The sequence below is a fragment of the Frigoribacterium sp. Leaf186 genome, assembly GCF_001423905.1.
Lineage (GTDB): Bacteria > Actinomycetota > Actinomycetes > Actinomycetales > Microbacteriaceae > Frigoribacterium.
In genome coordinates, this window is sequence record NZ_LMPQ01000011.1 from 125,256 (window position 1) to 150,794 (window position 25,539).

A 25,539-nucleotide genomic window follows, 5' to 3' on the forward strand; every position below is an offset into this window, starting at 1 on the left:
CGACCCCGGGAGGCGCGCGCGGCTCAGTCGCGCAGCGTCGCCAGGTACGCGGCCTCGCGCTCGTACCCGTCCGCATCGGCGGCGAGCTCGGCCTTGCCCAGCTCGACCGCCTTGTCGCGGCTCATCTCGGCCAGGTCGTGCAACCGGACGATCGCGACCCGCAGCACGTCGGCCCAGGTCGCCTCGCTGCCGTAGGCGTCGAGCACCAGCTGCACGCGGCGCTCGGCGTCGGCCATGCCAGGTGCGTTCGGGGGAGTGCGGTCGGTGAGGGGGACGGCGCGGGTGGCGTAGTAGGCGAGGTCCCAGAGGCGGGGGCCGGGCGAGGCGAAGTCGAAGTCGATCACGCCGACGACGTGGCCCGCGGCGTCGTAGGCGAGGTTGTGGGGTGAGAAGTCGTTGTGGCAGATGACCTCGGACGGCACCTTCGCCGGTGCCTGCCAGACGGCGCCGTCGAGGCCGAAGCCGATGCTCGCGTCGTGCAGCCGCCGCAGCAGGCGGGCTCCCTCGACCAGGGCCTCGTCGGTGAAGACGTGGTCGGGCAGTGGGTAGACCGGCACTTCGGCGTCGACGAAGCTCAGGCGTTCGCGGCCGCCCTCGATGCCGAGCGGTCGGGGGATGCCCCTGACGCCCGCACGCGCCAGGTACGCGAGGTGGCGGTGGACGGTGGGCGTCCAGGGGCCGGCCACGCGCAGGACGGTGTCGCCCTGGCGGACGACGGCGTTCATGTTCCCCCCGGCCAGGACCTCGCCCGGAGGCAGGTCGTCGGCAGGCAGGTCGCCCGCAGGCAGGTCGCCCGCGGGCAGGTCACCCGCCCGGCGGCCGTCGGACGCGGCGACCACGGCTCAGGCGACCGGGCCGAAGCCCGTGCGGAACCGGTCGAAGGTCGTCACCCAGTAGGCCCGCAGCGCCTCGACGCGTTCGTCGTCGGTGGTGGCGTCGGCCCACGGGTCGTACACGCCGCGGAGCACGGCGATCACCGCGCCCCAGGTGGAGTGGATGAGCAGCGAGGTCGTCAGGGGGTCGCGCGACGGCCCGACGGCGAGGGCGATGACGTCGCCGACCCGCTCGGTCATGGGGACGCCGACCGCGAGCACGTAGGGCAGCAGGGGTTCGTGCGTCCGCAGCAGGTGGCGCAGGCTGATCATGTACTCGCACAACTGCGTGTCGACCGCCGAGAGAAGCAGCAGTTCGAGCAGGTCGATGTCGGTGCCCTCGAACGACGCCAGGGCCGAGAGGTCGGACGCGTCGACGGCGGCGCCCGCCTTGTTGAGCAGCACCGAGGCGACGGCGTCTTCTTTGCACGAGTAGTGGTTGGCGAACGTCCGCCTCGAGTAACCGGCGAGGGCGGTCACGTCTTCGACGACGAAGCCGTCGAAGCCCTTCTCGGTCGCCAGTCGGAAGGCTGCGTCCGCCAGGCCGCGACTGGTCGCGCGACGCTTCTCGTCACGCCCGCCGACGGCCTCGGTCGCGAATCGGGGCGGGCCGCCGCGTGCCGAGGTCTGCTGCATCCGACCATGGTGCCGCGAGTTCCTGAGAATTTCCATGCCCAATGGGCAACGGCGCGCCAGGATCGCGTACCCTGAGGGTGTCCGATTCGGGTCGGACGGCCTCGAGAGACACCGGGCACAAGACCTCCGTGAGATCGCGAAGGGTCGCGTCGGGTGCGACCCTCCTGCTGAACCACGAGCGGGGTCCTGGTCCTCTCGAGACACACGCCTCGTGGCCCCCGCGGTCACGGGGCGTTCCCGTGCGGTCGCCGATGCCGGTGTGCACGTCGATCCGCCTCGGGGGTGACAGGCTGAGCGCATGAGGCGAGGTCGGTTGCGGGTGTTGCTGGGGGCGGCGCCCGGCGTGGGCAAGACGTACACGATGCTCGAAGAGGGCGCGCGGCTGCGCGACGAGGGGCTCGACGTCGTCGTGGCCGTCGTCGAGACGCACGGCAGGCGGGCGACCTCGGCGCGGGTCGGCGACCTCGAGACGGTGCCCCGGCGGACGGTCGTCCACCGCGGGGTCACCCTCGACGAGCTCGACCTCGAGGCCGTGCTCGCACGGGCACCCCGACTCGCGCTCGTCGACGAGCTCGCCCACACGAACGCCCCGGGCTCGACGCACGAGAAGCGGTGGCAGGACGTCGAGGCGCTGCTGGACGCCGGCATCGACGTCGTCTCGACCGTCAACGTGCAGCACGTGGAGTCGCTCACCGACGTCGTCGAGCGCATCACCGGCGCCGCCCAACGCGAGACGGTGCCCGATGCCGTGCTGCGCGCCGCCGACCAGGTCGAGCTCGTCGACCTCGCCCCCCAGGCCCTGCGCGACCGGCTGGCCGAGGGCGTGGTGTACCCGGCCGACCGGGTCGACGCGGCGCTGTCGAACTACTTCCGCCTGGGCAACCTCACGGCCCTGCGCGAGCTCGCCCTGCTCTGGCTCGCCGACGAGGTCGACAGCGCCCTCAAGGCCTACCGCGACGAGCACGGCATCGACAGCACGTGGGAAGCCCGGGAACGCGTCGTGGTCGCCCTCACCGGTGGGCCGGAGGGCGAGACGCTCATCCGTCGCGGGGCGCGCATCGCGGCCCGGTCGTCGGGCGGCGAGCTGGTCGCGGTGCACGTCAGCGGCCAGGACGGCCTCCGCCAGGGGGCGCCGGGCGCCCTCGCCGCGCAGCGGGCCCTCGTCGAGAAGCTCGGCGGCACGTACCACCAGGTCGTGGGCCAGGACGTTCCGCGTGCGCTCGTCGACTTCGCCCGCGGGGTCAACGCCTCGCAACTGGTCATCGGCGTGAGCCGTCGGGGGCGCCTCGCCGCCGCGTTGACCGGGCCCGGCATCGGCGCGACGGTGATCCGCGAGTCGGGCAGCATCGACGTGCACATCGTCACCCACGCCTCGGCCGGCCGCGAGCGGGTGCTGCCGCGGCTCGGCGGGGCGTTGTCGCGGGGACGCGTGGTGGCCGGCTTCGTCCTCGCCCTCGTGGCCGGGCCGTCGCTCACCGCGCTGCTGGCCGGGCACCGGTCGGAGGACGGCATCGCCGGCACCGTGCTGGTCTTCCAGTTGCTCGTCGTGGTCGTGGCCGTCACCGGCGGCCTGTGGCCGGCGCTGTTCGCCGCGCTGCTGTCGGGCGTGACGCTCGACCTGTTCTTCATCGCGCCGATCTACCAGCTGACCATCGCCGAACCGCTGCATCTGGCGGCCCTCGTGCTCTACGTGCTGAACGCCGCGATCGTCAGCTACGTCGTCGACCAGGCGGCCCGCCGCAGTCGCGCCGCCGCGCGCGCGCTCGCCGAGACCGAGCTGCTCGCCACGGTCGCGGGCAGCGTGCTGCGCGGGCAGGACGCCCTGCAGGCCCTGATCGGCCGCACCCGCGAGGCGCTCGGCATGACCCGCGTCCGCGTCGTCCAGGGCGGCGTCGAGATCGGGGAGGCGCGGCTCGCCGGCGAGGGACGCGCGGCACCCGGGGCCCCCGGCGAGACCACCACCGCGATCGCCGCGGGCGCCGACGCGACCCTCGAACTCACCGGGCCCGAGCTGCAGGCGGCCGACCGGCGCCTCCTGGACGTCGTCGCGGCGCAGGTCGAGGCGGCCCTCGAGCACTCCGAACTGAGCCGTGCCGCGGGGCAGGTCGCCCCGCTCGCCGAGGTGGACCGCATGCGCAGCGCCCTGCTGGCCGCCGTCGGCCACGACCTGCGTCGTCCGCTGGCCGCCGCGACGGCCGCCGTCAGCGGGCTGCGTCAGACCGACGTCACCTGGAGCGACGCCGACCGCGACGAGCTGCTCTCGACCGCGCACGAGAGCCTCGACTCGCTCTCGACCCTCGTCACCGACCTGCTCGACGTCAGCCGCGTGCAGGCCGGGGCGCTCGCGGTGAGCCCGGCCGACGTCGACCTCGACGAGGTCGTGCTCGGCGCCCTCGACGAGCTCGGCCTCGGGCCCGCCGACGTCGAGCTGGCGCTGCGGGCCACGGTGCCGGCCGTCCGGGCAGACCCGGTGCTGCTGCAACGCGTCGTGGTCAACCTGCTCGACAACGCCCTGCGACACTCGCCGCCCGACACGGGGGTGCGCATCTCGACCAGCGCGTTCGGCGACCGCGTCGAACTGCGCGTCGTGGACCGTGGACCCGGGGTGCCGGTCGAACGGCGCGACGAGATCATGGTGGCGTTCCAGCGGCTGGGCGACACCGACAACGGCACGGGCCTCGGGCTCGGCCTGGCCCTCAGCAAGGGCTTCGTCGAGGCGATGGGCGGCAGCCTGGCGCTCGACGACACCCCTGGCGGCGGGCTGACGATGGTGGTCGGGCTGACGGCCGTGGGCGCGAGCATGGCGACCGGCGGTGCGACGACCGGCGGCGGGGCTGCCGGCGGAGGGGCGGTCGGTGACGATCGGGTACGGTCGGCCTCGTGAGTGCCGTGAAGATCCTGATCGCCGACGACGACCCGCAGATCCTGCGGGCGCTCAAGGTGACGCTCGGCGCCCGCGGCTACGACGTGGTCACGGCCGCCGACGGGCGCGAGGCGCTCGACCTGGCGGCGTCGCGGCACCCCGACCTCGTCATGCTCGACCTCGGCATGCCGCACCTCGACGGCGTCGAGGTGATCCAGGGGTTGCGGGGCTGGTCGACGGTGCCGATCCTGGTCGTGTCGGGTCGCACCGACGCCGCCGACAAGGTCGAGGCGCTCGACGCGGGGGCCGACGACTACGTCACGAAGCCGTTCTCGATGGACGAGCTGCTCGCCCGCATCCGGGCCCAGACCCGCCGCCTGCCGTCGGGCGCCGACGACGAGCAACCCGTGGTGTCGTTCGGCGACGTCCAGGTCGACCTGTCGGCGAAGACCGTGCTGCGGCGGCCGCGTGGCGATGCGGGTGCCGGGGCGGGTGCCGGTGGCGGCGGCGAGTCGGTCCGGCTGACGCCGACCGAGTGGAAGATCCTCGAACTGCTGCTGCACAGCCCCGACAAGCTGATCACCCGCGAGGCCATCCTGACCGAGGTCTGGGGCCCGTTCCACGCGAAGGACACCGGCTACCTCCGGCTCTACTTCGCCCAGCTGCGCAAGAAGCTCGAGCCCGTGCCGGCCGCGCCCCGCCACCTCGTCACCGTGCTCGGCATGGGCTACCGCTTCGTGCCCGACGGCGGCCCGGCGAGCGGGTCGGGGCTGGAGTCCCCGGCCTAGCACCGACTTCGGCACCGGTCGACGCCCGATGCTCGAACGACGTGGGCGTGCCGTCCCCGCCACGGTGCCTGGTCGTGGTGACGCACACGTCAGTCGAGTCCTGCCGTTCCGTTCCCGCCCTGTGCGGCGGGTCCCGCCGGAGAAGCCTCGAGTGGGACCCCGTCGACGGTCAGGGTGATGGGCTGCCCGCCTCGGGTGCAGTACAGCTCGATGGCTGCCAGCCCGTTGACGAAGGACGTCCGTCCCGTGGCGTGGTCGGCCTCAGTCGGGCCGTTCCAGGCGTCCAGGAGGCTGCGTTCTGCCGTACGGACGACCTCGTCGAACTCGACCGAGCCCGGATGCGCGGTCGACAGGGCGTCCCAGGTGTCCGTCAGCGTCAGGCGTGCGGCACGAGCTGCCGCTCGGTCGAGCTCGCTGTCGGCCCGGGCTGAGACGTACTCGTTCCAGCTGCGTTCGATCCCCCGGCACTGGACGGGGTCGATGCGCGGTGCCGGATCGACACAGGCCGTGACGAGGACGAGCGGCACCGACACGACCACCGTCAGCGTCGTCGCGCGTCGTCCCCGTCCGGCCGGTCGCCTCAGTGGATCACCAAGACCGTGCCCGTCGCACGCCAGATCGAGCAAGCCTTCTTCTTCGTGTCTGAAGCACCCGTGTTGAAGATGTCTCGGCACGATGCCTCGGTCGTCGCCCACTGGACGCACCGGCCTTGGTAGATGAAGTTGCAGGGTCGGCGCGCGTCCTTTTCCTGGTCGGCAAGAGCGGGCGACGACGCCATGATGACACTGGAGAGGACAAGTCCGAGCGTGGCCAGGGCTGCAGTCGTTCTTCGAGATATCTTCATTGATATTCGACTTTCTCATTGGTAACTGATACACAAATAACCTAGAGGCCCAGACTTCATGCGTCCAGAGGACGAATCATCTGAGGCTGAGACGTCTTGGGCGCGTTCTGCGCGGACCCGTGCGGCGGTCGACAAGAATCCTGACGGAATCCCTACGGTCGGGGTCGCCATCGGGAGGCGCGCGAGGCCTAACGTGAGAGGGCGCGTGCCTGCCTCCCGCCGGTGCGCCCTCCGCACCTCCGAGAGGAACCCGTGACCGCGCACCCCGAGTCACCCGCCAGGGTCGAACCCTCGACCCCGAACGCGACCAGGCGGCGCATGCGCAGCTGGCTGCTGCACGGCCTCACCGAGACCGCGGGCACGCACCAGGGGCCGCACGCCGAGGTGCCCGAGAAGACCCACTCGTGGTGGCGGGTGATGTGCCTGACCGGCGTCGACTACTTCTCGACGCTCGGCTACCAGCCGGCCATCGCCGCCGTCGCGGCCGGCCTGCTCTCGCCCCTCGCGACCATCGTGCTCGTGCTGCTCACGCTGTTCGGGGCGCTGCCGGTGTACCGCCGCGTCGCCCGCGAGAGCCCACGCGGCGAGGGTTCGATCGCCATGCTCGAACGCCTGCTGCCGTGGTGGGGCGGCAAGCTGTTCGTGCTCGTGCTGCTGGGCTTCGCGGCCACCGACTTCATGATCACCATCACCCTGTCGGCGGCGGACGCCACGGCGCACGCGGTCGAGAACCCGTTCGCCCCGGCGTGGTTCCACGGTGCCGAGGTGCCGCTGACGCTCGTGCTCGTCGCGCTGCTCGCCGCCGTGTTCCTCCGCGGGTTCCGCGAGGCGATCGGCATCGCCGTCGTGCTCGTCGCGATCTTCCTGACGCTCAACCTCGTCGTCATCGCCGTCTCGCTGTTCCACATCGGCGAGAACCCGGTCGTCATCGGCAACTGGTGGGACGCCCTGACCGTGCAGCACGGCAATCCGTTCGTCATGGTCGGCATCGCGCTGATCGTCTTCCCGAAGCTGGCGCTCGGCCTGTCGGGCTTCGAGACCGGCGTGGCGGTCATGCCGCAGATCACCGGCGACCCGAGCGACACCCCGGCCCAGCCCGTCGGGCGCATCCGTGGGGCCCGCCGGCTGCTCGCCACGGCGGCGATCATCATGAGCTCGTTCTTGATCCTGTCGAGCTTCGTCACGACCCTGCTGATCCCGCAGCAGGAGTTCCAGGCCGGCGGGTCGGCCAACGGCCGCGCCCTGGCCTTCCTCGCGCACCAGTACCTGGGCGACGGCTTCGGCACGCTCTACGACGTCAGCACGATCTGCATCCTCTGGTTCGCCGGGGCCTCGGCCATGGCCGGGCTGCTCAACCTCGTGCCGCGCTACCTGCCGCGCTACGGCATGGCCCCGCAGTGGGCCCGGGCGGTCCGTCCGCTCGTGATCGTCTTCACGGTCATCGCGTTCGTCATCACCATCGTCTTCGAGGCGGACGTGGACGCCCAGGGCGGTGCCTACGCGACGGGGGTGCTCGTCTTGATCACCAGCGCCTCCGTGGCCGTGACGCTGTCGGCGCGACGCGCCCGCCAGCGCAAGCGGACGATCGGATTCGGCGTCGTCGCCCTGGTGTTCGTCTACACGACGATCACCAACGTCGTCGAGCGCCCGGACGGCGTGCGCATCGCCGCGATCTTCATCATCGGCATCCTCGCGGTGTCGCTCGTCTCGCGCGTGCAACGGTCGTTCCAGCTGCGGGCGACGTCGGTCACGCTCGACGACGCCGCGCTGTCGTACGTGCGCGAGGACGCCGACGAGTACGGCACGATCCGCGTCATCGCCCACGAACCGGGGCGCGAGGTCGCCGAGATCTACAAGAAGAAGTTGATGGCCGAGCGGAAGTACAGCGGCATCCCGCAACGATCGCCGGTGATCTTCGTCGAGGTGCACAAGGGCGACTCGTCGAACTTCGAGGAGGACCTCGTCGTCACCGGGCACGCCGTCCACGGCTACCGCGTGCTGCGCACCACGAGCGGCGCCGTGCCGAACGCCCTGGCGAGCGTGCTGCTGGCGATCCGTGACGAGACCGGCATCGTGCCCGACATCTACTTCGAGTGGACCGAGGGCAACCCGCTGTCGAACATGGGGCGCTTCTTCTTGACCGGGGTGGGCGAGGTCGCGCCGGTGACCCGCGAGGTGCTGCGCCGGGCCGAGCCCGCGCGCGGCCGCCGCCCCGACGTGCACGTCAGCTAGCCGGTGGCCGGGCCCCGCCCTGCCCGCCCTGCCCCGCCTGCCCTGCCCACGCCCAGCCATGAACCCCGTTCACGAAGATGAACCCTGATGAATCGGGGTTCATCTTCGTGAACGGGGTTCATGCGGACGCTCCCGAGAAGCGACGTCCCGCGATGCGGGCGGCAGCCGACACACGACGCGGATCGATCGCGACACCGGCCGTCCGGAGCAACTCGGCCAGTCTCTCGGGGAACACCAGGTCGGCGTATTCACAGTGCACGACGTGACGGATGTCGGGGTGGCGCAGGAGGCGTCGGTCGCGCCGCCCCCGCTGTCTGACGACCTCGGCCGGCGTCCGCCCCGCCAGCATCTCCGGATCGGTCAGCTTGACGTGACCGTCGAACTCGAGGGCCAAGCCGAAGGCCCGCAGGAAGACGTCACAGCGCCCGACGAACAGTCCGTCGAGTTCGAAGGCCTTCTGCAACTCGACGGATGACAGGCCCAGTTCGAAGAGCACGACCCTCAAGAGACTCTCACCCCCGTTCTCCGCCCAGGCGGACGAGAACTCGAGAACGCGCCGAGCGGTTCGTCCGCCCGGACTCGAAGCCGGACCCAGCTGAGAGGCGATGCGAGCACGGGCCCGTCGGAACTCGGCTTGGACGGCGGTGCCTGTGCGGTGTCCGTCGGGCAGTACGAGGCGACGCAGGACGGCATCCAGGCACATCACGGCGTCCGCGAACGAGGCCGTTCGAGACACGTCGACAGCAGTCCGTTCCAGCGAGGTCAGCCGGAGGCCGTGGAGTTCCGCCCTGTCGTCGGACGGGACGAACCCGGGTCGTCGGAGGAGGTGGGTCGAGCGCCTGGCGGTCGTGCGTCGCGGATCGACGACGGTGACGACGTCGCCGTAGTCGTCGTGGACCCGAGGCAGCCCCCAGCACGCCGCGGCGGAGGCATGCGAGACCGTGCACTGCGGGTCGAGACCGGCGACGACCGCTCTGGTCAGGACGACGTGACGTTCTCGCGCGTCGAGTTCGCGCCAGCGCCGGGCATCCGCGTAGACCCCTTGATGCACTCGGACCAACGCCCCCCGACGGGCTCGGAGTTGCAGCTGCCGCGCCTCACGGGTCGTCGCCCCGTGGGTCGAGGTGAAGAGCAGAGGGCAGGGGAGCGGTTCGAGGAGGGACATGACGCGAGCCTGGCGCGATGGCCTCCGTGACCGGTGCCGTGCCCTCACGTCTGTGGAGCGAGCGTCCTCTCGGCCGGCGTGTGGAGGAGGCGTAGGCCCTGCCGCCCCCGCGCGATGAACCCCGTTCACGAAGATGAACCACGAGAAAACGTGGTTCATCTTCGTGAACGGGGTTCACGGGCGAGCGGTGCGGCTCGGCGGGGTACGGCGCTCAGCTTGGCCGCCGACACCGCGCCTCCTGTACTGCTGGGAGCATGACCGACTCCCGCTCCCTGCCCTACCCCCTCGGCGTGACGCCCCTGCCCGACGGTGGCGCCCACGTCGCCGTGTACTCCGAGACCGCCGACCACGTCTGGTTCTGCCTGTTCGACGACGAGGCCGACGGCGGCGCCGAGCACCGCTTCGAGCTGACCAACCGCACCGGCCACGTGTTCCACGACGTGGTCGAGGAGGCGCGGGTCGGCTCCCGCTACGGCCTGCGGGTCGCGGGCCCCTGGGACCCTGCCGCCGGCCTCCGTCACAACGAGCACAAGCTGCTGCTCGACCCGTACGCGACCGCCCTCGACGGTGGCTTCGACTGGGGTCAGGCCGTCTTCGGCCACGACATGGACGAGCCCGAGACGATGGACGAGTCCGACTCGGCCGACGCCATGCCCCGCAACGTCATCGCCGACCGCGACTTCGACTGGGGCGACGACGAGCGCCCGCTGACGGCGATGGAGGACACCGTCGTCTACGAGGTGCACGTCAAGGGCTTCACGCAGACGCACCCCGACGTGCCCGAGGACATCCGGGGCACCTACGCCGGCATGGGCCACCCCGCCGCGATCAAGCACTTCACCGACCTGGGCGTCACCGCCGTCGAGCTGCTGCCGACGCACCAGTTCGTGCAGGACAGCCACCTCGAGGAGAAGGGCCTGCGCAACTACTGGGGCTACAACTCGATCGGCTTCTTCGCCCCGCACGACGAGTACGCCTCGAAGGCCGCGGGCACCCGCGGCGGCCAGGTCGCCGAGTTCAAGCAGATGGTGAAGGACCTCCACGCCGCCGGCCTCGAGGTGTGGATGGACGTCGTCTACAACCACACGGCCGAGGGCAACCACATGGGCCCGACCATCTCGTTCAAGGGCATCGACAACGCGGCCTACTACCGCCTGGTCGAGGGCGACGAGGGCAACTACTTCGACACCACCGGCACCGGCAACAGCCTGAACGTCAGCCACCCGGCGGCCCTCGGCCTGATCATGGACAGCCTGCGCTACTGGGTCACCGAGATGCACGTCGACGGGTTCCGCTTCGACCTCGCCACCACCCTCACCCGCCAGGGCGGCGAGGCCAGCGAGCACAGCGCGTTCCTCACGCTGATCCACCAGGACCCCGTGCTGCAGAGCGTCAAGATGATCGCCGAGCCCTGGGACACCGCCGGCTACCAGGTGGGTGGGTTCCCCGCCGACTGGTCCGAGTGGAACGGCAAGTTCCGCGACGACGTCCGCGAGTTCTGGAACGGCGAGCCCGGCGTGCTGTCGACCTTCTCCGACCGCGTGCTCGGCAGCCCCGACGTGTACGAGGCCGACCGTCGCTCGCCCCTGTCGAGCGTCAACTTCGTCACCGCCCACGACGGCTTCACCCTCGCCGACCTCACCAGCTACGCCGAGAAGCACAACGAGGAGAACGGCGAGGACAGCCAGGACGGCGAGAGCGACAACAAGTCGTTCAACGGTGGCGCCGAGGGCCCGACCGACGACCCGGCGGTCAACGAGTACCGCGACCGCCAGCGCCGCAACTTCCTGGGCACGCTGCTGATCAGCGCGGGCGTGCCGATGATCCTCGGTGGTGACGAGATCGCCCGCAGCCAGGGCGGCAACAACAACGCCTACTGCCAGGACAGCGAGATCTCGTGGTTCGACTGGGAGCGCGCCGACCGCGACCTGCTCGCCTTCACGACCGAACTGATCACGCTGCGCCGCGAGAACCCGGCCCTGCGCCCCGACTGGTTCCGTTACGCGCCCGAGGTCGAGAGCGACGACCACGTGCAGGTGCGCCGTGCCGACGACCACTCGTTCTCGAGCGGCGACTGGCAGCAGGGCGAGAACAAGGCGATCACCTTCGTGCTGACCCACAAGGACGCCGACGCGTTCGCCTACCTGGTCAACGGGTCTGACAGCGTCGTCGAGTTCAACGTGCCCGACGCGCCGCACGGCGAGTGGGAGCTCGCCGCGTCGAGTGACCCCGGCCAGCAGGTCGAGGGCGCCGTGACGACGCTGCTCGTGCGGGACGCGAGCTTCACGCTGCTGCGGAGCCGCGCCTCCTAGGCGTCGACGACGCGAGCGCAGGAGGCGCGGTGCGGGTCCTCGGGACCGGCACCGCGCCTCCTGCGTCCGTCGGGCACGCGAAAGACCGCCGCCCCGAGGGGACGGCGGTCTCGGATCGCGTCGGCCGAGGCCGAGCTGGGGTCAGGCCGTGGCGAGCTGCTGCGCCGCCGGGGCGAAGAAGTCCGCGTAGCACGGGCCCGGCGTGATGTCGACGACGGTGCCGCAGACGACGGGCCCACGGTCGGCGTGCGACCGGGGAGCCCGGCCGTCGCGTCGGCGCTTGGGGTAGACCTCGATGCGGGCGGCGGGCACCCGCTGGTCGGCCACGTAGTGGTGACCGCTCGTCACGTCGACGGAGCGACGGACGTGCGCCACGAGCTGGTCGTGGCTGAGACGGGCGAGGCCGGCGGCGTTCATGCCGAGGCCTCGGCGAGGAGGAGTGCGCTGATGTCGATCGGCTCGGTCGGAGCCAGGTCGTGCGCGAAGGGGTGGTGCCCGGAGGCGTGGACGATGTTCATCTTGTTCTGCTCATCTCTGCGGCCCTGCGACCGCGTGCGGAACGGGGTGGTGCGGGTCGCGTCGCCGTGAATCGACGCATTCCGAACTCTCGCAGGTCGCCGAGGCATCGCCACCATCGGCCGGGACATCGTTCGCAAGGTGGACATCTGTTCGAACGCGTGTCGGGCTCCGGCTGGCCCACGGGCGCGGCCTCAGTCGCGCCGGGCCCAGAGCGCCTCGACCAGCGACCGGGTCAGCTCGTGGTCGATCGCGACGGCCTGCCCGTCGAGCGTCGACACGGGGGCGATCTGCCGCCCGCTCGACACGAGCCACAGGGCGTCGGCCTCGCGGACGCGCTCGAGCGGCACGAGTTCGTAGGCGGTCTCGTGGCCGAGGGCGGCAAGGGCGTCGAACAGGGCCTGCTGCGTCGTGCCCTCGAGGATGCCCTGGTCGGTGCGTGGCGTGACGAACCGGTCGCCGAAGCGGGCGACGAGCGAGGCCGACGGACCTTCGAGGGCGTAGCCGTCGCTGCTGACGAAGAGCACGTCGTCGGCACCGCGGCGGGCGGCCTCGCGCAGGACGCTCTTGTTCACGGCGTACGACAGGGTCTTGGCCCCCTGCAGCAGCCACGGCGAGGTCTGCGCGACGTCGTGCCGGTAGCCACGGTCGAGCGACACCACGCGGATGCCGTCGCGACGTTCGGCCGCGTGGTCCTCGAACGCCTCGGTGCGCGCCCAGGCGGTCGGCTCGCTGTCGGGCACGCCCTCGAGGCCGCGGGTGACGATCAGCTTGGTCAGGGCGAACGGCACGGGTGCGTGGGCCGCGGCCGAGGCGAGCACGGCCTCGCGGATCACGTCGAGGTCGAGGGCGGGCAGGTCGAGCAGGGCCGCCGAGCGGGCCAGGCGGCGCAGGTGCGGCTCGAGCGCCTGCACGGCACCGTCGACCACGCCGAACGCCTCGAAGATGCCGTCGCCGCGCGTCACGCCGAGGTCGACCGCCGTGACGACGGGCTCGGACGCGTCGGTGACGTGCCAGCCGGGGCCCTCGCCGACGGCCCCGGCGCGGGCCCGGTCGATCACCACGAGCACGGGGGCAGGAGGCGCGGTGTCGGTGGCGGGCGAGGCGTCGGCAGCGAGGTCGGTCACGTCCTCGACCGTACCTCGGGTCAGGGTTTCGCTTTGTGGACAGGCTGTGGAAAGTCGCTCGAGGGCGAGAGGTTAGACGCTCACGCGACTGCGTGGTCGGCCAGGACCCCGGGTGTCGCGCGGTGACGCGACGTCGCGCTCCAGTCGCTAGGCGGTCTAGCGGAATCGGGTCCGTGATCAGGGATTTCTCGTCGCCCACGCCCCTTGTGCACTCAGACGACGGAGGTACCGTGAGCGAGCCCGCCCATGGTGGGCGCGTGGTGCCCGGTGGGCTGGGAGCTTCTTCACGGGGCGGCCCGCCCGGCACCACACCACACGCGCGGAAGGGCCGCACCGTCGAGACGGTGCGGCCCTTCGTGGTCGGTGCGTGCGGAGCCTCAGCCTCGGGGCTTGGGCGGTCCGGGCTTCGGGTTCGACGGCGTGGCCTCGCCCGACGCCGGGTCGGCCGGGTCGGGCTCGCCCGGCTTGGGGTGGCCGGGGATCGAGTCGCCCGAGAGGTTCAGGTCGTCGGGGTCGACCTCGATGTCGCCGCCGTCGTCGGGACCACCCTCACCGGGCAGGGTCTGGACGGCGTCGAGGTCGGTGTCCTCGTCGACGGCGGGGGAGTCCTCGGTGGCCGACCGCTGCATCTCGGCGGTGGTCTGCTCGCTGCGGGGGAAGTCCGCCGTCGGGTCGTCGGCGTCGCGACGGTCGGGGGCGGTCTCGGCGGTGCCGGCGTAGCCGACTCCGTCCGTGGTCGCGGACGCGTCGCTCGGGGTGGAACCGGTCGTGGTGTCGTGCTCGTCATCGTGCATGCGCGCACGGTACGCCGCCGGGGTGCGTGCCGCATGTGCGCCGGGGCAGACTGGCGGCATGACGACACTGACCTGCCGCGCGATCGTGTTCGACATGGACGGCACGCTGGTCGACTCGACCGCCGTGGTCGAGCGCATCTGGAGCGACTTCGCGGCCGAGCACGACCTCGACGTCGTCGAGCTGCTCGCGTTCGCACACGGGCGGCAGACCCACGACACCGTGCGACGGTTCCTGCCCCGGCTGCCCGAGGGCGAGGCTCGCGCCCTGACCGACGGGCTGCAGGCCGTCGAGGCCGGTGGTCGCGAAGGCACCGTCGAGATCCCGGGTGCGGGCGCCTTCGTCGCGAGCCTGCCGACCGACCGCGTGGCCCTCGTCACGAGCGCGAACCTCGACCTGGCACGGTCGCGCATGGCCGAGGCCGGCGTGCCGTGGCCGACGGTCGTCCTGGCGTCCGAGCACGTCGCGGTCGGCAAGCCGGCACCGGACGGCTACCTGCTGGCTGCCGAGCTGCTGGGCGTCGACCCCGGCGAGGTCGTCGTCTTCGAGGACGCCGCGGCGGGACTCGAGGCCGCCCGCGCCTCCGGGGCCTCGGTCGTCGTCGTGGGCGACCACGACGGCCCGGCGGCCGACGGACTGCCCCGCGTCACGGGGTACGACGGCGTCACCGTGCGAGTGCTCGACGACGGGGCGCTCGAGTTGACCCTGCCGTAGCGGATCGGGCCGCGACGGGGGCACGGGGCGGGGCCGGCGTGGGTCTGGTCAGGCCTTGCCGGGTCCGTTCGGGCCGGCGGGACTGGGTGGCCTCAGCCGTGCAGCGGGTGCGAGCCCTCGTGGTTGGTGCGCTGCGCCAGGGCGTGGGCGAACTCGCGCAGGGTCTCGTCCGAGGTGTGGCGGGGCGTCCAGCCGAGCACCGTGCGGGCCTTCTCGGTCGACATGACCGGGATCTTCGCCGCGATGTCGAGCCAGCCGGGCTCGGTGGGCTGCAGCCGGGCCAGCCAGGTCAGCTGGACGACGGCGCGCAGCAGGCGGTAGGGGACGGGCAACAGCCGTGAGCCGAAGGCCCTCGCGACGAGGTCGGGGTCGACGACGGGCTCGGCCGCGAGGTTGAAGGCGCCACCCGCGCGACGGTCGATCGCCCGCCAGAACGCGTCGGCGACGTCGCTCGCGTGCACGACCTGCGACACGAAGCGCGGGGCGAGCGGGACGAACGGAGGGCGAACGCGCTGCATCCAGCGGGTCGGCACCCAGCGGCCGACGAACAGCCCGACGATCTCGCTCGCGGCGGCGGCCTGGAACACCAGCCCCGGACGCATCCGCGTCAGGGTGACCTCGGGGTGCTGCTCGGCGAAAGCGTCCATGACGCGCTCGTTGATCGCCTTGTGCTTCGAGTAGCTCGACCGGCGGACGCCCTTGGTCTTGTAGCTCTCGTCGACCCGACGCCCCTTGGGGCCGCGCGAGTACGCGCCGACCGACGAGGCGACGAGCACGTGGGGCACGCCGGCCCGGGCCGCGGCGTCGAGCACGTGCGAGGTGCCGAGCACGTTGGTGCGGTACATGACGGCCTTGCGGTGGCTCGGCTGCAGGGCCCAGCCGAGGTGCACGACGGCGTCGGCCCCGGCGAAGGCACGCTCGAGGGCGAGGGGGGAGTCGTCGGCCCCGACGTCGATCGAGAACCAGGTGACGTCGCCGTAGGGCGGCGTCGCCATGCGGGGGCCCCGACGGGCGACGCCCACGAGGGAGGTCACCTCGGGCTCGGCCTGCAGACGGGTGAGCAGGGCGGTGCCCAGGTTGCCCGTGGCTCCGACGACGACCACGCGCATGGGGTCCCACTTTCACGACTCGACGGTCTCGCGCCGACCCCGGGTGGGCGGCAGACCTGCGGCGAGCCTACGCGAGGCCCCTGGGGACGGGGCCGCTCGGCCCGGGCCGGTCGGTGCGGGCCGGTCGGTGCGGGCCGGCGCGCGTCGGCGCGTGTCGGTGCGTGTTGGCGCTCGTCAGGTCGCCGGGGGCGGGCCGGCCTCGGCGGCGATGCGGGTGACGGCGGTCTCGTCGAGCACGAAGACCTCGTCGCCGTCGCGTGGGTCGTGCGCGCGGACGACGGTCGAGCGCACCGCCCCTCCGGCCGACAGCTCGACCACCACGAAGCCCGAGCCGCGCACGGCTCGCTCGGTGCCGACCGCGGCCAGCACGTCCGTGTCGTTCGCCACCCCGGGGGCGACCACCACGGGCACGCCCGCCAGGTGGCCCACGATGTGGTGGTGGTAGTGCCCGGCGAGGACGACGCGGACGTCCGACGCCTCGACGACCGCGGCCAGCGCCTCCGGGTCCTGCAGGGCGAGCGACTCGTGCAGGGTCGTGGGCGCGACGATCGGCGGGTGGTGCAGCACGAGCACGGTGCCGCGTGCGGCCGGCGTGGCGAGCTCGTCGCGCAGCCGGGCGAGCTGCTCGGGCCGCAACAGGCCGTAGCCGGCACCGGAGACCGAGGTGTCGAGCCCGATCACCCGCCAGCCGTCCACCTCGCGGACGAGGTCGAGCGGCCCGGCCGGGTCGCCGCCGAGCACCTCGGCGAAGCCCGCGCGCACGTCGTGGTTGCCGGGCACGAGCACGACCTCGGCGCCCGCCGCACGGGCCCAGGCGTCCGTGCGCTCGCGCAGGTGCCGGTAGGAGGCGCGGCTGCCGTCGTCCGACAGGTCACCCGAGCCCACCAGCAGGCGCACCCCCTCGACCCGCGCGGCCTCGGCCAGGACGAGGTCGAGGGCTTCGGTCGTGTCGACGACGCCCTGGTGCAGGGCCCCGTCCGCGAGCAGGTGCGCGTCGCTGAGGTGGACGATGCGGAGGGCTCCGGGGGGCAGGGCGTGCATGCCGCGACGCTACCGGGTGCCGGGCCGGGGCGGGCCTGGCCGGTGCGGACTGGTGCGGGCCGGACCGGGGCCGGGCCGGGGCCGGGCTGGGGCCGGGCTGGGCTGGGCTGGGCAAGTCGCACCACCGTCGTGTCGTCGAACCACGCTCCGGGGTGGTTCGACGACGCGGAGGTGGTGCGACCTCGTGTGCCTTCGTCGTGCCGTCGGCGGGAAGGGGCGGGCTCAGCCGCGGAACTGGTCGGCGGGGGCCAACCGGCCGTGCACGCGACGGCCGAGCTCGGTGAACATGTCGGTGACGGTCGCCCAGTCCTCGTGGCTGGGTGAGGTCGGCTCGACGAACAGGCCGTAGAACCGGCGGCCCGTGTTGAGGGTCTCGACGAGCACGGTCTCGGAGCGATCGAAGAACTGCGTCCCGTCGTGCTTCAGGGCCGCGGCACGGACGGGTTCGCCGGTGAGGTTGCAGAACCCGGCCGACGCGAGGGCGCGAGCGGTCTTGCGGCGCGACAGCCGGGGCAGCACGCGGCCGGTCTTCCCCGGGTCCAGCACGGCTCGCACGTGCGCGAACACGAGCTCTTGCTCGTGGACGGGGTGCGAGGCGTTGGTCGGAGAGTTCGTCACCCCCTCACCGTGCCAGGTCGGTGACATCCAGGCGACTCCCAGTGCGGGGGCGGCCTGTTGGGGTGCGACCCGGACTGGGGAGCCGGGTCGGTGCGCCACGGGCCCGCCCGCGGTGTAGCTCGCACGGTCGGCGCGCGGCGCAGCCCCGGCCGAGACCCTCGACCGTGTCGGCCCGTCGTCGCCGGGGGTGCCGGTGAGCGGCCGATGGCGACGTGGGTGCCGGTGCCGGTGCCGGTGTCCGTGCGACGGTCGGTGCGGGCAATTCCGGGCTGGTGCTGCGGCCGGGTGCCGGGATCGGCGTGGGAGGGGCGCGGCCGCGGCAGGGAGAAGGAATTGCCGTCAGGGGGGAGCGCGTGAGGTTCGCGGCGGCACAGGATGTGCTCTGCAGGAGCGGCGTGCCGAAGCCGCTGTCGGTCTCGCCGTCGGTGCGGGCAATTCCTGGCTGGTGCTGCGTCCGGGTGCCGGGATCGGCGTGGGAGGGGCGCGGCCGCGGCAGGGAGAAGGAATTGCCGGCGGGGATCGGCTCGGGGCGGGGCGGGGCGGCGGCGGGGCGGATCGGGGCGGGCCCGGGCCGTGCCCGGGGCGGATCGGGGCGGGGGCGGGACGTGCCGGAGAATGGCGCGATGACCCCTGCTGCTCCGGCCGACGGCCGCGACCTCGACGACTCGGCCCGCTGCCCCTGCCTCAGCGGCGAGGCCTACGGGTCGTGCTGCGGACCGGCCCACCACGGCACGGCGCCTGCCCCGACGGCGGAGCGGCTGATGCGCTCGCGGTACTCGGCCTTCGTGCTCGCGCGGGCCTCGTACCTGCTCGAGACCTGGCACCCGGCGACGAGGCCGGCGACGCTCGAGGTCGACCCGGAGACACGCTGGTTCCGGCTCGAGATCGTGCGGACGCGTGCGGGCGGGCCGTTCGACGACGAGGGGACGGTCGAGTTCGAGGCGCATCTCCGCGACGCCGACGGGGTCGGGGTGCAGCACGAGGTCAGCCGGTTCGTCCGGGTCGACCGGCGGTGGCTCTACCTCGACGGCACCGCGGGCTGACGCCTGGCGAGGCCGGGGCGTCGGGCGTCACGAAGAGGACGTCGGGTCCGTCGGGGCCCGGCGCCCTCTCCGTGACGCCGCCGGGCCGCAGGGAGAGCTTCACGGGCAGGGACCCACGGTCCGGACGACACCGATGCAAGACTCACGCCCTTCATCTCGACGAACGATAGGCCGCACGGCCTGGTGCGGTTCAGACGTGGACGCGCCTCACAGGCACGGCCGTGCTCCGGTGCGTTTCGGGGGACAGGGCCGGTGGCGTCCGCACGCGTGGGGTGGCACCGTCAGCTCTCACGCGGCGTCGCAGGCCCGGGTGCCTCGGCCTCGGGTGCCGCAGCCCCGGGTGCCGTGGCCCCGGGTGCCGTGGCCGAGGGTGCCGCGGCCCCGAGCACTGCGGCCCGCCGTGCCGCGGCGAGCTCCTCGAGTGACCGGACCAGTCCGCCGACGGCCCGCTGCGCCCGCACCACCCCGACCGGTCCGCCGAGCACCGCCGTGCTCGACGCGTGAACGATCCGGGCGACGAGGCATGCGTGGTCGTCGACGAACCACTGCACGTCGAGCGTGAGCAACTGCGTCCGCCCGGCGAAGGCCCTCAGCGCCAGCGTCGAGACCAGCGTGCCGCGGACGGCCCTGGTGCTGCCGTCGGGCGCGAGCGACAGGGTGAAGCCGTGATCGGTCAGCGTCCGTTCGACGAGCTGCCGCGACTCGTCGTGCGGACCCTCGAAGAAGACGTCGTACGAGCTCGCCACGGGTCGGTCGACGCCGTCAGCGCAGCGGCGCGAGCATCTCGAGCTCTCGCGCCGTCGGGTCGAGGGCGTAGGCGTTCGTGTGACCGGTCGGCTCGTAGCCGCGGCGTCGGTAGAAGCCGATCGCCCGTTCGTTCTGCTCGTGGACGTGCAGGCGCAGGGCGTCGCCCTCGGTCGCGGCCCATGCCTCGACGCCGTCGAGCAGCAGGTCGGTCACCCCGGCTGCACGACCGCGGTGCGACGGGGCGACGTACACGCCGACCAGCAGGGGTTGCCCGGCCGCCTGGAGGAACCCGCCCATGGCACCGACCCAGTCGCCGGTCTCGTCGTCGACCGCGACGAGCGAGGTGCCGTGCTCGGCCTCGCCCCGGGCACCGCGCATGCGCCACTCGGCCTCGCCGTGGCGCCGCGCGACGGCGAGCGTCTCGCCGTACGCGATCGGGGTGTCGGCCAGCATCGCGAGGCGCAGGTCGCGGACGCGCTGCCAGTCGTCGGCGGTCGTGCGGCGGACGGTCACGGGTCGTGCGGGCATGCGGTCAGCCTGCCACACGGTCGCCACGAGCCGAGAGCACGGGCCGGGGGCAGGAGGCGCGGCTCGGCCCCCGCCGCCGGCTCGCGCCCCGACGGCGTCACCAGAGGAGGCGCGGCTCGGCCCCCGCAACCGGGTCGCGCCCCGAGGGCGTCACCCGAGGAGGCGCGGGTCGTCGTCTGGACCGAGCCGCGCCACGGGAGCGGGGCCGAGTCGCTGCTCGGGGCGGGCCGGCGAGATGAGGGTCGCGCGCCTCCCGCGGTCGTCCGGCTCGGTGTCGACGCCGAGCACCTGCAGGCGTTCGGGCGTGCGGGCGCGCAGCGCCGCCGTCCAGGCGCAGACCAGGGCGTCGAGGAGGTCCTCGCGGTGCTTGTAGGCCCGGTCGACGAGCGGCGACGGCTCGTCGAGCAGCGCGGCCGACACGGGGTGCGAGCCGAGCCGCAGCGGCACCTCGGCCCCGGCCAACCCGCCCAGCCGACGCAGCAGCTCGTCGCAGGCCGCCGCTCGCGCCTCGCGCCGCGCCTCCTTCGGCAGCGACAGGTCGGGACGCTTGTACCGCGGACGCTTGTCGTCGTAGCCGAGCTCGGCCATGCCGACGAGCGTCGTGTAGGGGTAGCACTCGAAGTGCCCGACGGCGTCGAGCGGCAGCGGCACGACGCCGTCGTCGTAGGCGCCTCCGGCACGCTCGAGGCGCTCGCCGAGGGTGCGTCCGCCGAGCCAGGGCAAGGAGGCGCTGCTCGCGTTGGCCGAGACGTGCCACCGACCGTAGGCGCGCGCCACGAGCCGCTCGCTCGCCCGCATGCCCGTCGCGTTCGGCACGAGCACGGGGGCGTCGACGGCGACGACGGACCCGGGGGTCGACCAGCGCAGCACCCAGGCCTCGACCTCGTCGACCCCCCGCGCCCAGCCGGCGTCGAGCACCGTGCCGTCGGCGTCGATCACGGCCAGGCCGGTCTCGTTCGCCGGGCGCTCGGGCGTCGAGTCGCGCCAGGCGAGGTCCACGCCGAGGTAGCGCGGCGGAGGTGCGGCAGCCGTGGGCGGGGTCGGGGTCGGGGTCACCGGTCGACCGTACCCGCGGAACCGGCCGCCCCCTGCGCCGGCCCGACCCCGCGCTGGCCCCACCCCACGTTCCGGCGCTCGGCGATTTGCCTAGGCAGGGTTCGAGCGCCGGTCGCGGGGGTGGCTCCGGGGGTGGTCGCGCCCGACCCCCGGTTCCGGCGCTCGGCGATTTGCCTAGGCGGGGTTCGAGCGCCGGTCGCGGGGGTGGGGTGACGGCGATACTGAGCCCATGCCCACCAGCACCACCAGCACCACCACCCGCAGCCCGGCCGACCTCCGCCGCTGGCGCCGTTACCTCGCCGACGAGCGGGCCGAGGAGTCCACCTACCGTGACCTCGCCCGTCGCCGCGACGGCGACGAACGGGCGATCCTGCTCGCCCTGGCCGACGCCGAGGGGCGCCACGCCCAGCACTGGGTCGACCTGCTGGGCGACGACGTCGGGCGTCCGGCCCGCACCGACCTCCGCACCCGCGTGCTCGGCCTGCTCGCCCGGCGGTTCGGCTCGATCTTCGTGCTCGCCCTCGTGCAGAGTGCCGAGGCACGCTCTCCTTACGCGACCGACGCCGACGCCACCGACGCGATGGCCGCCGACGAGCGCATCCACGGCGAGGTCGTCCGCGGGCTCGCCGAACGGGGACGCAACCGGCTGTCGGGGTCGTTCCGCGCGGCGGTGTTCGGGGCGAACGACGGTCTCGTCAGCAACCTCGCGCTCGTGCTGGGCATCAGTGCGTCGGGCGTCGCGAACCACGTCGTGCTGTTGACCGGGCTCTCGGGGCTGCTCGCCGGCGCGTTGTCGATGGGGGCCGGCGAGTACGTCTCGGTGCGGTCGCAGCGCGAACTGCTCGACGCGTCCACGCCCGACCCGACGGCCCGTCAGGTGCTGCCCGACCTCGACGTCGACGCCAACGAGCTGGCCCTCGTGTACCGGGCACGGGGCATGTCGCCGGACGAGGCCGAGGCCCACGCGCGGCAGGTGCTGGCCGGTGCAGGGCGAGGGGCGTCGTCGCCGAGCGCGCCTCCTGCGGGTGCCGCGCCGGGCGCCGCCACGGCCGGCTGGGCCGACGCCCCCGACCAGGAGGCGCGCGCGGCCGACGAACCCGCCACCCACGAGACCCTCGGCACGGCGTTCGGGGCTGCCGCCTCGAGCTTCTGCTTCTTCGCGTCCGGGGCCGTGATCGCGGTGCTGCCCTACCTGTTCGGGCTGTCGGGGCTCGTCGCCGTGGTCGTGGCCGCCGGCCTGGTCGGCGTCGCGCTGCTCGGCACGGGCGCCGTGGTGGGGCTGCTGTCGGGTGCGAGTCCGCTCAAGCGGGCCCTGCGTCAGCTCGGCATCGGGTTCGGCGCCGCGGCGGTGACGTACCTGCTGGGGTTGCTGTTCGGCACGGGCGCCGCCGGTTGAGCCGCACGGCCCGAGGCGCTGAGCCGCCGAACAGGAGGCGCCGAGCCCCGGGCCTCGAGGCGCCGGGCCGCCAGGCGTGACGAGCTGAGCCGTCAGGCCTTGCGGTCGAGCTTCCAGGCGATCCAGCAGGTGACGAGCACGACGCCGGCGGCGGCCAGGCGTGCGCCCATCAGGACGCCCTGCCCGGTCGAGGTCGTGAGGCTCATGTCGGCGCCTATGCCGATGCTCCAGATGGCGCCCGAGAGCGTGAGGCAGACGACCAGGGCGAGGCCGAGGACGACCGAGGTGGCTCCGTGCGACCGGGGGCCGACGTCGTCGCGGCCGCGGGGGTCGCGTGAGAGGCGGGCGGCGGCGATGCGGACGACGCCGAGCCAGAGCAGGGCGACCGCGCAGGCCCCGACGACGTCGCTGCAGCGGTGCCAGCCGAAGGCCACGGTCTGCTCGGCGACGACGGCCGCGAACGCCGCGCCGATCATGAAGAACAGGGGTCGCACGTGCCGGCCGAACGTGGTCATGATGGCCAGCACGGCGGCGACTGCCACGGTGACGTGGCCGCTGGGGAAGCTGTTGCCGTAGAGCTCGCCGGTCAGCTCGGGGCGCGGGGCGAGCTGCTTGAGCACCTGGGTGGTGAGGGTCGCACCGATGATCAGGACGCCGGCCTGCACGGCCGAGCCGGGACGACGCCGGAGGAACGCCACGACCATCGTGACGCCGACGACCAGCAGCACGGCCGGGGGAGAGATCGCGTCGAGGGCGGCACCGGACTGCAGGAGCGTGGTGCCGTCGACCGATCGCAGGATGCTGTCTTCGATCGACTGCCCGGCCTCGGTCAGGACCGCGATCGTGTAGACACCCGCCAGCACGACGAGCGACGCCGACGAGGCCACCACCCAACGGCCCGTGACCCGTCGGCGGACGGCCGGGGTCGTCGAGAGGGTGGGGTGAGCGGTCACCGGACGAGCTAACTACACGCCGCCTGGAAACCGGCTCGGTCCGACCTGGCGAAGCGCCTGGGCCGCCACGACTCACAGCGTCGGCGCAGGTGGCGGGCCGTCGGCGGTCGGGCGGCGCTCCATCTGTCGCCATGCGCCACCGGTCAGCGGGGTCAGCGTCACCACGGTGTAGACGGCGGCGACGATGCCGAACGCGACCGTCAGGCCGATCGTGTCGGCCGCGACGCCACCGAGCAGGGCGCCGGCCGGGATGCCGGCCCAGGCACCCGCGTTGAGCAGGCCGAAGACCCGCCCCCGGAGGTGCTCGGGCACGCGCTCGAGCTCGACCGCCCCGAGGATGGGGTTGAGCGCCCCGGCGGCCAGCCCCGAGAGGGCCGTCGCGGCGACCAGCACCGGCAGCGGCGCCGCGAGGGCGAACGCCAGGCTCGAGGGGCCTCCGGCCAGGGCGAAGCAGACGACGAAGGTGAGGCGCCGCGGCACTCGGTGGGCGACGAAGCCGAAGGCGACGTTGCCGGCGAGGGCGCAACCGCCCAGGGTGGCGACGAGCAGTCCCAGCGCGGCCGCGCCTCCCAGTCGGTCGTTCGCGTAGAGCGGCAGCAGGGTGGAACCGCGGCCCGCGTCGAGCAGGTTCGTCACCAGCACGAGCGCGACGAGCAGCCGCATCAGCGGGTCGCGCACGACGAACCGGGCGCCCTCGGCCAGGTCGGCCCGGTAGGAGGCGCGGGCCGGCTCGGACGCGCCGGTCACGCCGGCCGAAGTGGTCGCGTTGGTGGTGCGGTCGGCGGGGGCGGCGGTCGGCGCCACGGTGGTGGCCGGGTGGTCGTGTCTCGAATCCGGTGATCCGGTAAGTACCGGATCGTCTGCCGGGGGAACGGCGGCGACGGAGTCCCGTGATCCGGTACGGACCGGATCGGGCGCGGGGACGAGCGCCCAGGTCAGCACGGCCGAGATCGCGAAGGTCGCCGCGTTGACGAACAGGGACGCGATCGGACCGACGGCGGCGACGAGCAGGCCCGCGATCGAGGCTCCGATCAACTTGGCGAAGCGCTCCGACCCGTCGAGCAGCCCGACGCTCCGTTCGATCCGCACCCCGGCCCGCTCGGTGAGCCCGGGCAGCATGACCCGGCGGGCGGTCTGACCCGGGGTGTCGAGCAGTCCGCCGACGAAGACGAGCGTCAGCAGCGCCCAGAACGGCAGCCCGACGGTCAGGGCGAGCACGGGCATCGAGAGGACGGAGGCGCCGCTCACCAGGTCGGCGACGATCGCGGCCCGGCGCTGCCCCACCCGGTCGACGACCACGCCGCCGAGCGGACCGCCGATGATCACCGGCGCCGTCGCGAACGCCGCCGCCAGGCCGACCTCGGCCCCCGACCCGCCGAGGCCCAGGACGTAGAAGGGGACCGCGAAGGCGGTCACGACGTTGCCGGTCTGCGAGATCGCGTGGGCGGCGACCAGGGACGACAGGGCGACCCGGGCCGCGCGGGCGCCGTGCCGACCGCGGGGTTCGTCGGCACGGCCGTCGCGAGGGGCGCTGTCGGTGACCCGCGCCTCCTCGGCTCGTGGGTTCTCGGTCACGACGGGCCTCAGGGGCGGCGGTAGGCCTGGTAGACGAGGACGACCGGTTCGGCGCCGTCGTCGACCGACGGGTCGTGCGCTGCGCTGGCGTCGAGCCAACGGTCGACGACGGACTCGAGCTCGCCGCGCAGCCGGGCGAGCTCGTCGACGGTCAACCGCAGGCTGCGGTCGCCGCTGGCCCCGGCCGCGACCCACTCGCGGGGCAGGGCCGGCGTGGCGTCGATGTACTCGACGAAGCGGGCCGCGTACGCCTGCGCGATCGCCTTCTGCAGGGTGGACGACGCGACGAGGCGGTCGGGGTCGTCGAGCAGGTCGGCCGGCTCCCACGTCGTGAGCTGCGTGGTGGCCTGCCACCAGCGCTCGCGGCGGTCGGCGGTCGGTCGCTCCGCCGGGCCGATCAGGTCGATGGAGGCGAGCTTCGACAGGTGGTAGCTGATCGTGCCCGGCGCCTCGTCGACGACGTCGCCGAGCTGGGCGGCGGTCTGCGGGCCGCGTTCTCGCAACAGCCCGAGGAGGCGCAACCGCGTCGGGTGGGCGAGCACGCGCATCGAGGCGGCGTCGGTGAGGGTGCTGCGGGAGGTGTCACGCGCGGTCATGCCCCGACCTTAGGTG

Annotated in this window: 23 protein-coding genes; 7 read left to right on the top strand and 16 right to left on the bottom strand. The window is 73.3% G+C overall.

All coding sequences use genetic code 11. From position 1 onward, the window contains the following. Nucleotides 1-23 precede the first annotated feature (23 nt). Nucleotides 24-839, bottom strand: coding sequence for a phosphotransferase (locus ASG05_RS12210; protein WP_235491503.1), 816 nt, complete (start codon nucleotides 837-839; stop codon nucleotides 24-26). A gap of 3 nt (nucleotides 840-842) precedes the next feature. Continuing rightward, on the bottom strand, nucleotides 843-1,508 hold the full coding sequence (locus ASG05_RS12215; protein ID WP_056261164.1) for a TetR family transcriptional regulator: 666 nt from the start codon (nucleotides 1,506-1,508) through the stop codon (nucleotides 843-845). A gap of 298 nt (nucleotides 1,509-1,806) precedes the next feature. On the opposite strand from ASG05_RS12215, the gene ASG05_RS12220 reads away from it, so the two are divergent. Together ASG05_RS12220 and ASG05_RS12225 are read left to right on the top strand one after the other, a co-directional pair. After that, nucleotides 1,807-4,392, top strand: a complete 2,586-nt coding sequence (locus ASG05_RS12220) for an ATP-binding protein (RefSeq protein WP_082486751.1) — start codon at nucleotides 1,807-1,809, stop codon at nucleotides 4,390-4,392. Between the two features lie 5 nt (nucleotides 4,393-4,397). After that, a complete protein-coding gene (locus tag ASG05_RS12225) occupies nucleotides 4,398-5,159 on the top strand; it encodes a response regulator (RefSeq protein WP_056261661.1) in 762 nt (253 codons plus the stop codon). 89 nt (nucleotides 5,160-5,248) lie between these two features. On the opposite strand, the gene ASG05_RS12230 is transcribed toward ASG05_RS12225, so the two are convergent. After that, nucleotides 5,249-5,692, bottom strand: coding sequence for a hypothetical protein (locus ASG05_RS12230; RefSeq protein ID WP_157490221.1), 444 nt, complete (start codon nucleotides 5,690-5,692; stop codon nucleotides 5,249-5,251). Between the two features lie 563 nt (nucleotides 5,693-6,255). On the opposite strand from ASG05_RS12230, the gene ASG05_RS12235 reads away from it, so the two are divergent. After that, nucleotides 6,256-8,235: an amino acid transporter gene (locus ASG05_RS12235; protein ID WP_369814055.1), complete on the top strand. Its 1,980-nt coding sequence runs from the start codon at nucleotides 6,256-6,258 to the stop codon at nucleotides 8,233-8,235. A gap of 118 nt (nucleotides 8,236-8,353) precedes the next feature. Here the strand turns inward: ASG05_RS12235 and ASG05_RS16425 are convergent, their stop codons facing one another. Continuing rightward, entirely contained in the window at nucleotides 8,354-8,731 is a 378-nt protein-coding gene (locus tag ASG05_RS16425) for a hypothetical protein (protein ID WP_157490222.1), read from the bottom strand. Between the two features lie 923 nt (nucleotides 8,732-9,654). Here ASG05_RS16425 and glgX point away from each other — a divergent pair. Beyond that, entirely contained in the window at nucleotides 9,655-11,712 is a 2,058-nt protein-coding gene (glgX, locus tag ASG05_RS12245; RefSeq protein WP_056261178.1) for a glycogen debranching protein GlgX, read from the top strand. Nucleotides 11,713-11,853: 141 nt separating this feature from the next. Here glgX and ASG05_RS12250 read toward each other — a convergent pair whose 3' ends face one another. The 3 genes from ASG05_RS12250 to ASG05_RS12260 all read right to left on the bottom strand — a co-directional run bounded on the left by ASG05_RS12250 (nucleotide 11,854) and on the right by ASG05_RS12260 (nucleotide 14,149). After that, nucleotides 11,854-12,129, bottom strand: a complete 276-nt coding sequence (locus ASG05_RS12250) for a hypothetical protein (protein WP_056261182.1) — start codon at nucleotides 12,127-12,129, stop codon at nucleotides 11,854-11,856. Nucleotides 12,130-12,422: 293 nt separating this feature from the next. Then, on the bottom strand, nucleotides 12,423-13,355 hold the full coding sequence (locus ASG05_RS12255; protein ID WP_235491504.1) for an aminodeoxychorismate lyase: 933 nt from the start codon (nucleotides 13,353-13,355) through the stop codon (nucleotides 12,423-12,425). A gap of 377 nt (nucleotides 13,356-13,732) precedes the next feature. Next, a complete protein-coding gene (locus ASG05_RS12260; protein ID WP_056261187.1) occupies nucleotides 13,733-14,149 on the bottom strand; it encodes a hypothetical protein in 417 nt (138 codons plus the stop codon). Nucleotides 14,150-14,207: 58 nt separating this feature from the next. Here ASG05_RS12260 and ASG05_RS12265 point away from each other — a divergent pair, with 58 nt between their 5' ends. Continuing rightward, nucleotides 14,208-14,861, top strand: coding sequence for an HAD-IA family hydrolase (locus ASG05_RS12265; protein ID WP_056261191.1), 654 nt, complete (start codon nucleotides 14,208-14,210; stop codon nucleotides 14,859-14,861). A 92-nt stretch (nucleotides 14,862-14,953) separates the two neighbouring features. On the opposite strand, the gene ASG05_RS12270 is transcribed toward ASG05_RS12265, so the two are convergent. The 3 genes from ASG05_RS12270 to ASG05_RS12280 all read right to left on the bottom strand — a co-directional run bounded on the left by ASG05_RS12270 (nucleotide 14,954) and on the right by ASG05_RS12280 (nucleotide 17,629). Beyond that, nucleotides 14,954-15,970, bottom strand: a complete 1,017-nt coding sequence (locus ASG05_RS12270) for an NAD-dependent epimerase/dehydratase family protein (RefSeq protein WP_056261196.1) — start codon at nucleotides 15,968-15,970, stop codon at nucleotides 14,954-14,956. 174 nt (nucleotides 15,971-16,144) lie between these two features. Further along, nucleotides 16,145-17,011, bottom strand: a complete 867-nt coding sequence (locus ASG05_RS12275) for a metallophosphoesterase (RefSeq protein WP_056261198.1) — start codon at nucleotides 17,009-17,011, stop codon at nucleotides 16,145-16,147. Nucleotides 17,012-17,233: 222 nt separating this feature from the next. Then, nucleotides 17,234-17,629: a hypothetical protein gene (locus tag ASG05_RS12280; RefSeq protein WP_056261203.1), complete on the bottom strand. Its 396-nt coding sequence runs from the start codon at nucleotides 17,627-17,629 to the stop codon at nucleotides 17,234-17,236. Nucleotides 17,630-18,252: 623 nt separating this feature from the next. On the opposite strand from ASG05_RS12280, the gene ASG05_RS12285 reads away from it, so the two are divergent. Then, entirely contained in the window at nucleotides 18,253-18,672 is a 420-nt protein-coding gene (locus tag ASG05_RS12285) for a YchJ family protein (RefSeq protein ID WP_056261207.1), read from the top strand. A gap of 281 nt (nucleotides 18,673-18,953) precedes the next feature. Here the strand turns inward: ASG05_RS12285 and ASG05_RS16745 are convergent, their stop codons facing one another. The 3 genes from ASG05_RS16745 to ASG05_RS12300 all read right to left on the bottom strand — a co-directional run bounded on the left by ASG05_RS16745 (nucleotide 18,954) and on the right by ASG05_RS12300 (nucleotide 21,003). Further along, complete coding sequence (locus tag ASG05_RS16745; RefSeq protein WP_056261210.1) at nucleotides 18,954-19,418, bottom strand: hypothetical protein; 465 nt, start codon at nucleotides 19,416-19,418, stop codon at nucleotides 18,954-18,956. Between the two features lie 16 nt (nucleotides 19,419-19,434). Beyond that, complete coding sequence (locus tag ASG05_RS12295) at nucleotides 19,435-19,947, bottom strand: GNAT family N-acetyltransferase (protein ID WP_056261667.1); 513 nt, start codon at nucleotides 19,945-19,947, stop codon at nucleotides 19,435-19,437. 150 nt (nucleotides 19,948-20,097) lie between these two features. Next, nucleotides 20,098-21,003, bottom strand: a complete 906-nt coding sequence (locus ASG05_RS12300) for a DUF429 domain-containing protein (protein WP_056261213.1) — start codon at nucleotides 21,001-21,003, stop codon at nucleotides 20,098-20,100. A 229-nt stretch (nucleotides 21,004-21,232) separates the two neighbouring features. On the opposite strand from ASG05_RS12300, the gene ASG05_RS12305 reads away from it, so the two are divergent. Further along, nucleotides 21,233-22,399 (top strand): VIT1/CCC1 family protein, encoded by a 1,167-nt coding sequence (locus tag ASG05_RS12305; protein WP_056261216.1) that lies wholly within the window; start codon nucleotides 21,233-21,235, stop codon nucleotides 22,397-22,399. A gap of 92 nt (nucleotides 22,400-22,491) precedes the next feature. On the opposite strand, the gene ASG05_RS12310 is transcribed toward ASG05_RS12305, so the two are convergent. The 3 genes from ASG05_RS12310 to ASG05_RS12320 all read right to left on the bottom strand — a co-directional run bounded on the left by ASG05_RS12310 (nucleotide 22,492) and on the right by ASG05_RS12320 (nucleotide 25,523). After that, on the bottom strand, nucleotides 22,492-23,352 hold the full coding sequence (locus tag ASG05_RS12310; RefSeq protein ID WP_056261220.1) for a phosphatase PAP2 family protein: 861 nt from the start codon (nucleotides 23,350-23,352) through the stop codon (nucleotides 22,492-22,494). 72 nt (nucleotides 23,353-23,424) lie between these two features. Continuing rightward, nucleotides 23,425-24,927, bottom strand: coding sequence for an MFS transporter (locus tag ASG05_RS12315; protein WP_082486753.1), 1,503 nt, complete (start codon nucleotides 24,925-24,927; stop codon nucleotides 23,425-23,427). Nucleotides 24,928-24,935: 8 nt separating this feature from the next. Further along, nucleotides 24,936-25,523, bottom strand: a complete 588-nt coding sequence (locus ASG05_RS12320) for a helix-turn-helix domain-containing protein (RefSeq protein ID WP_056261223.1) — start codon at nucleotides 25,521-25,523, stop codon at nucleotides 24,936-24,938. Nucleotides 25,524-25,539: the final 16 nt, after the last annotated feature.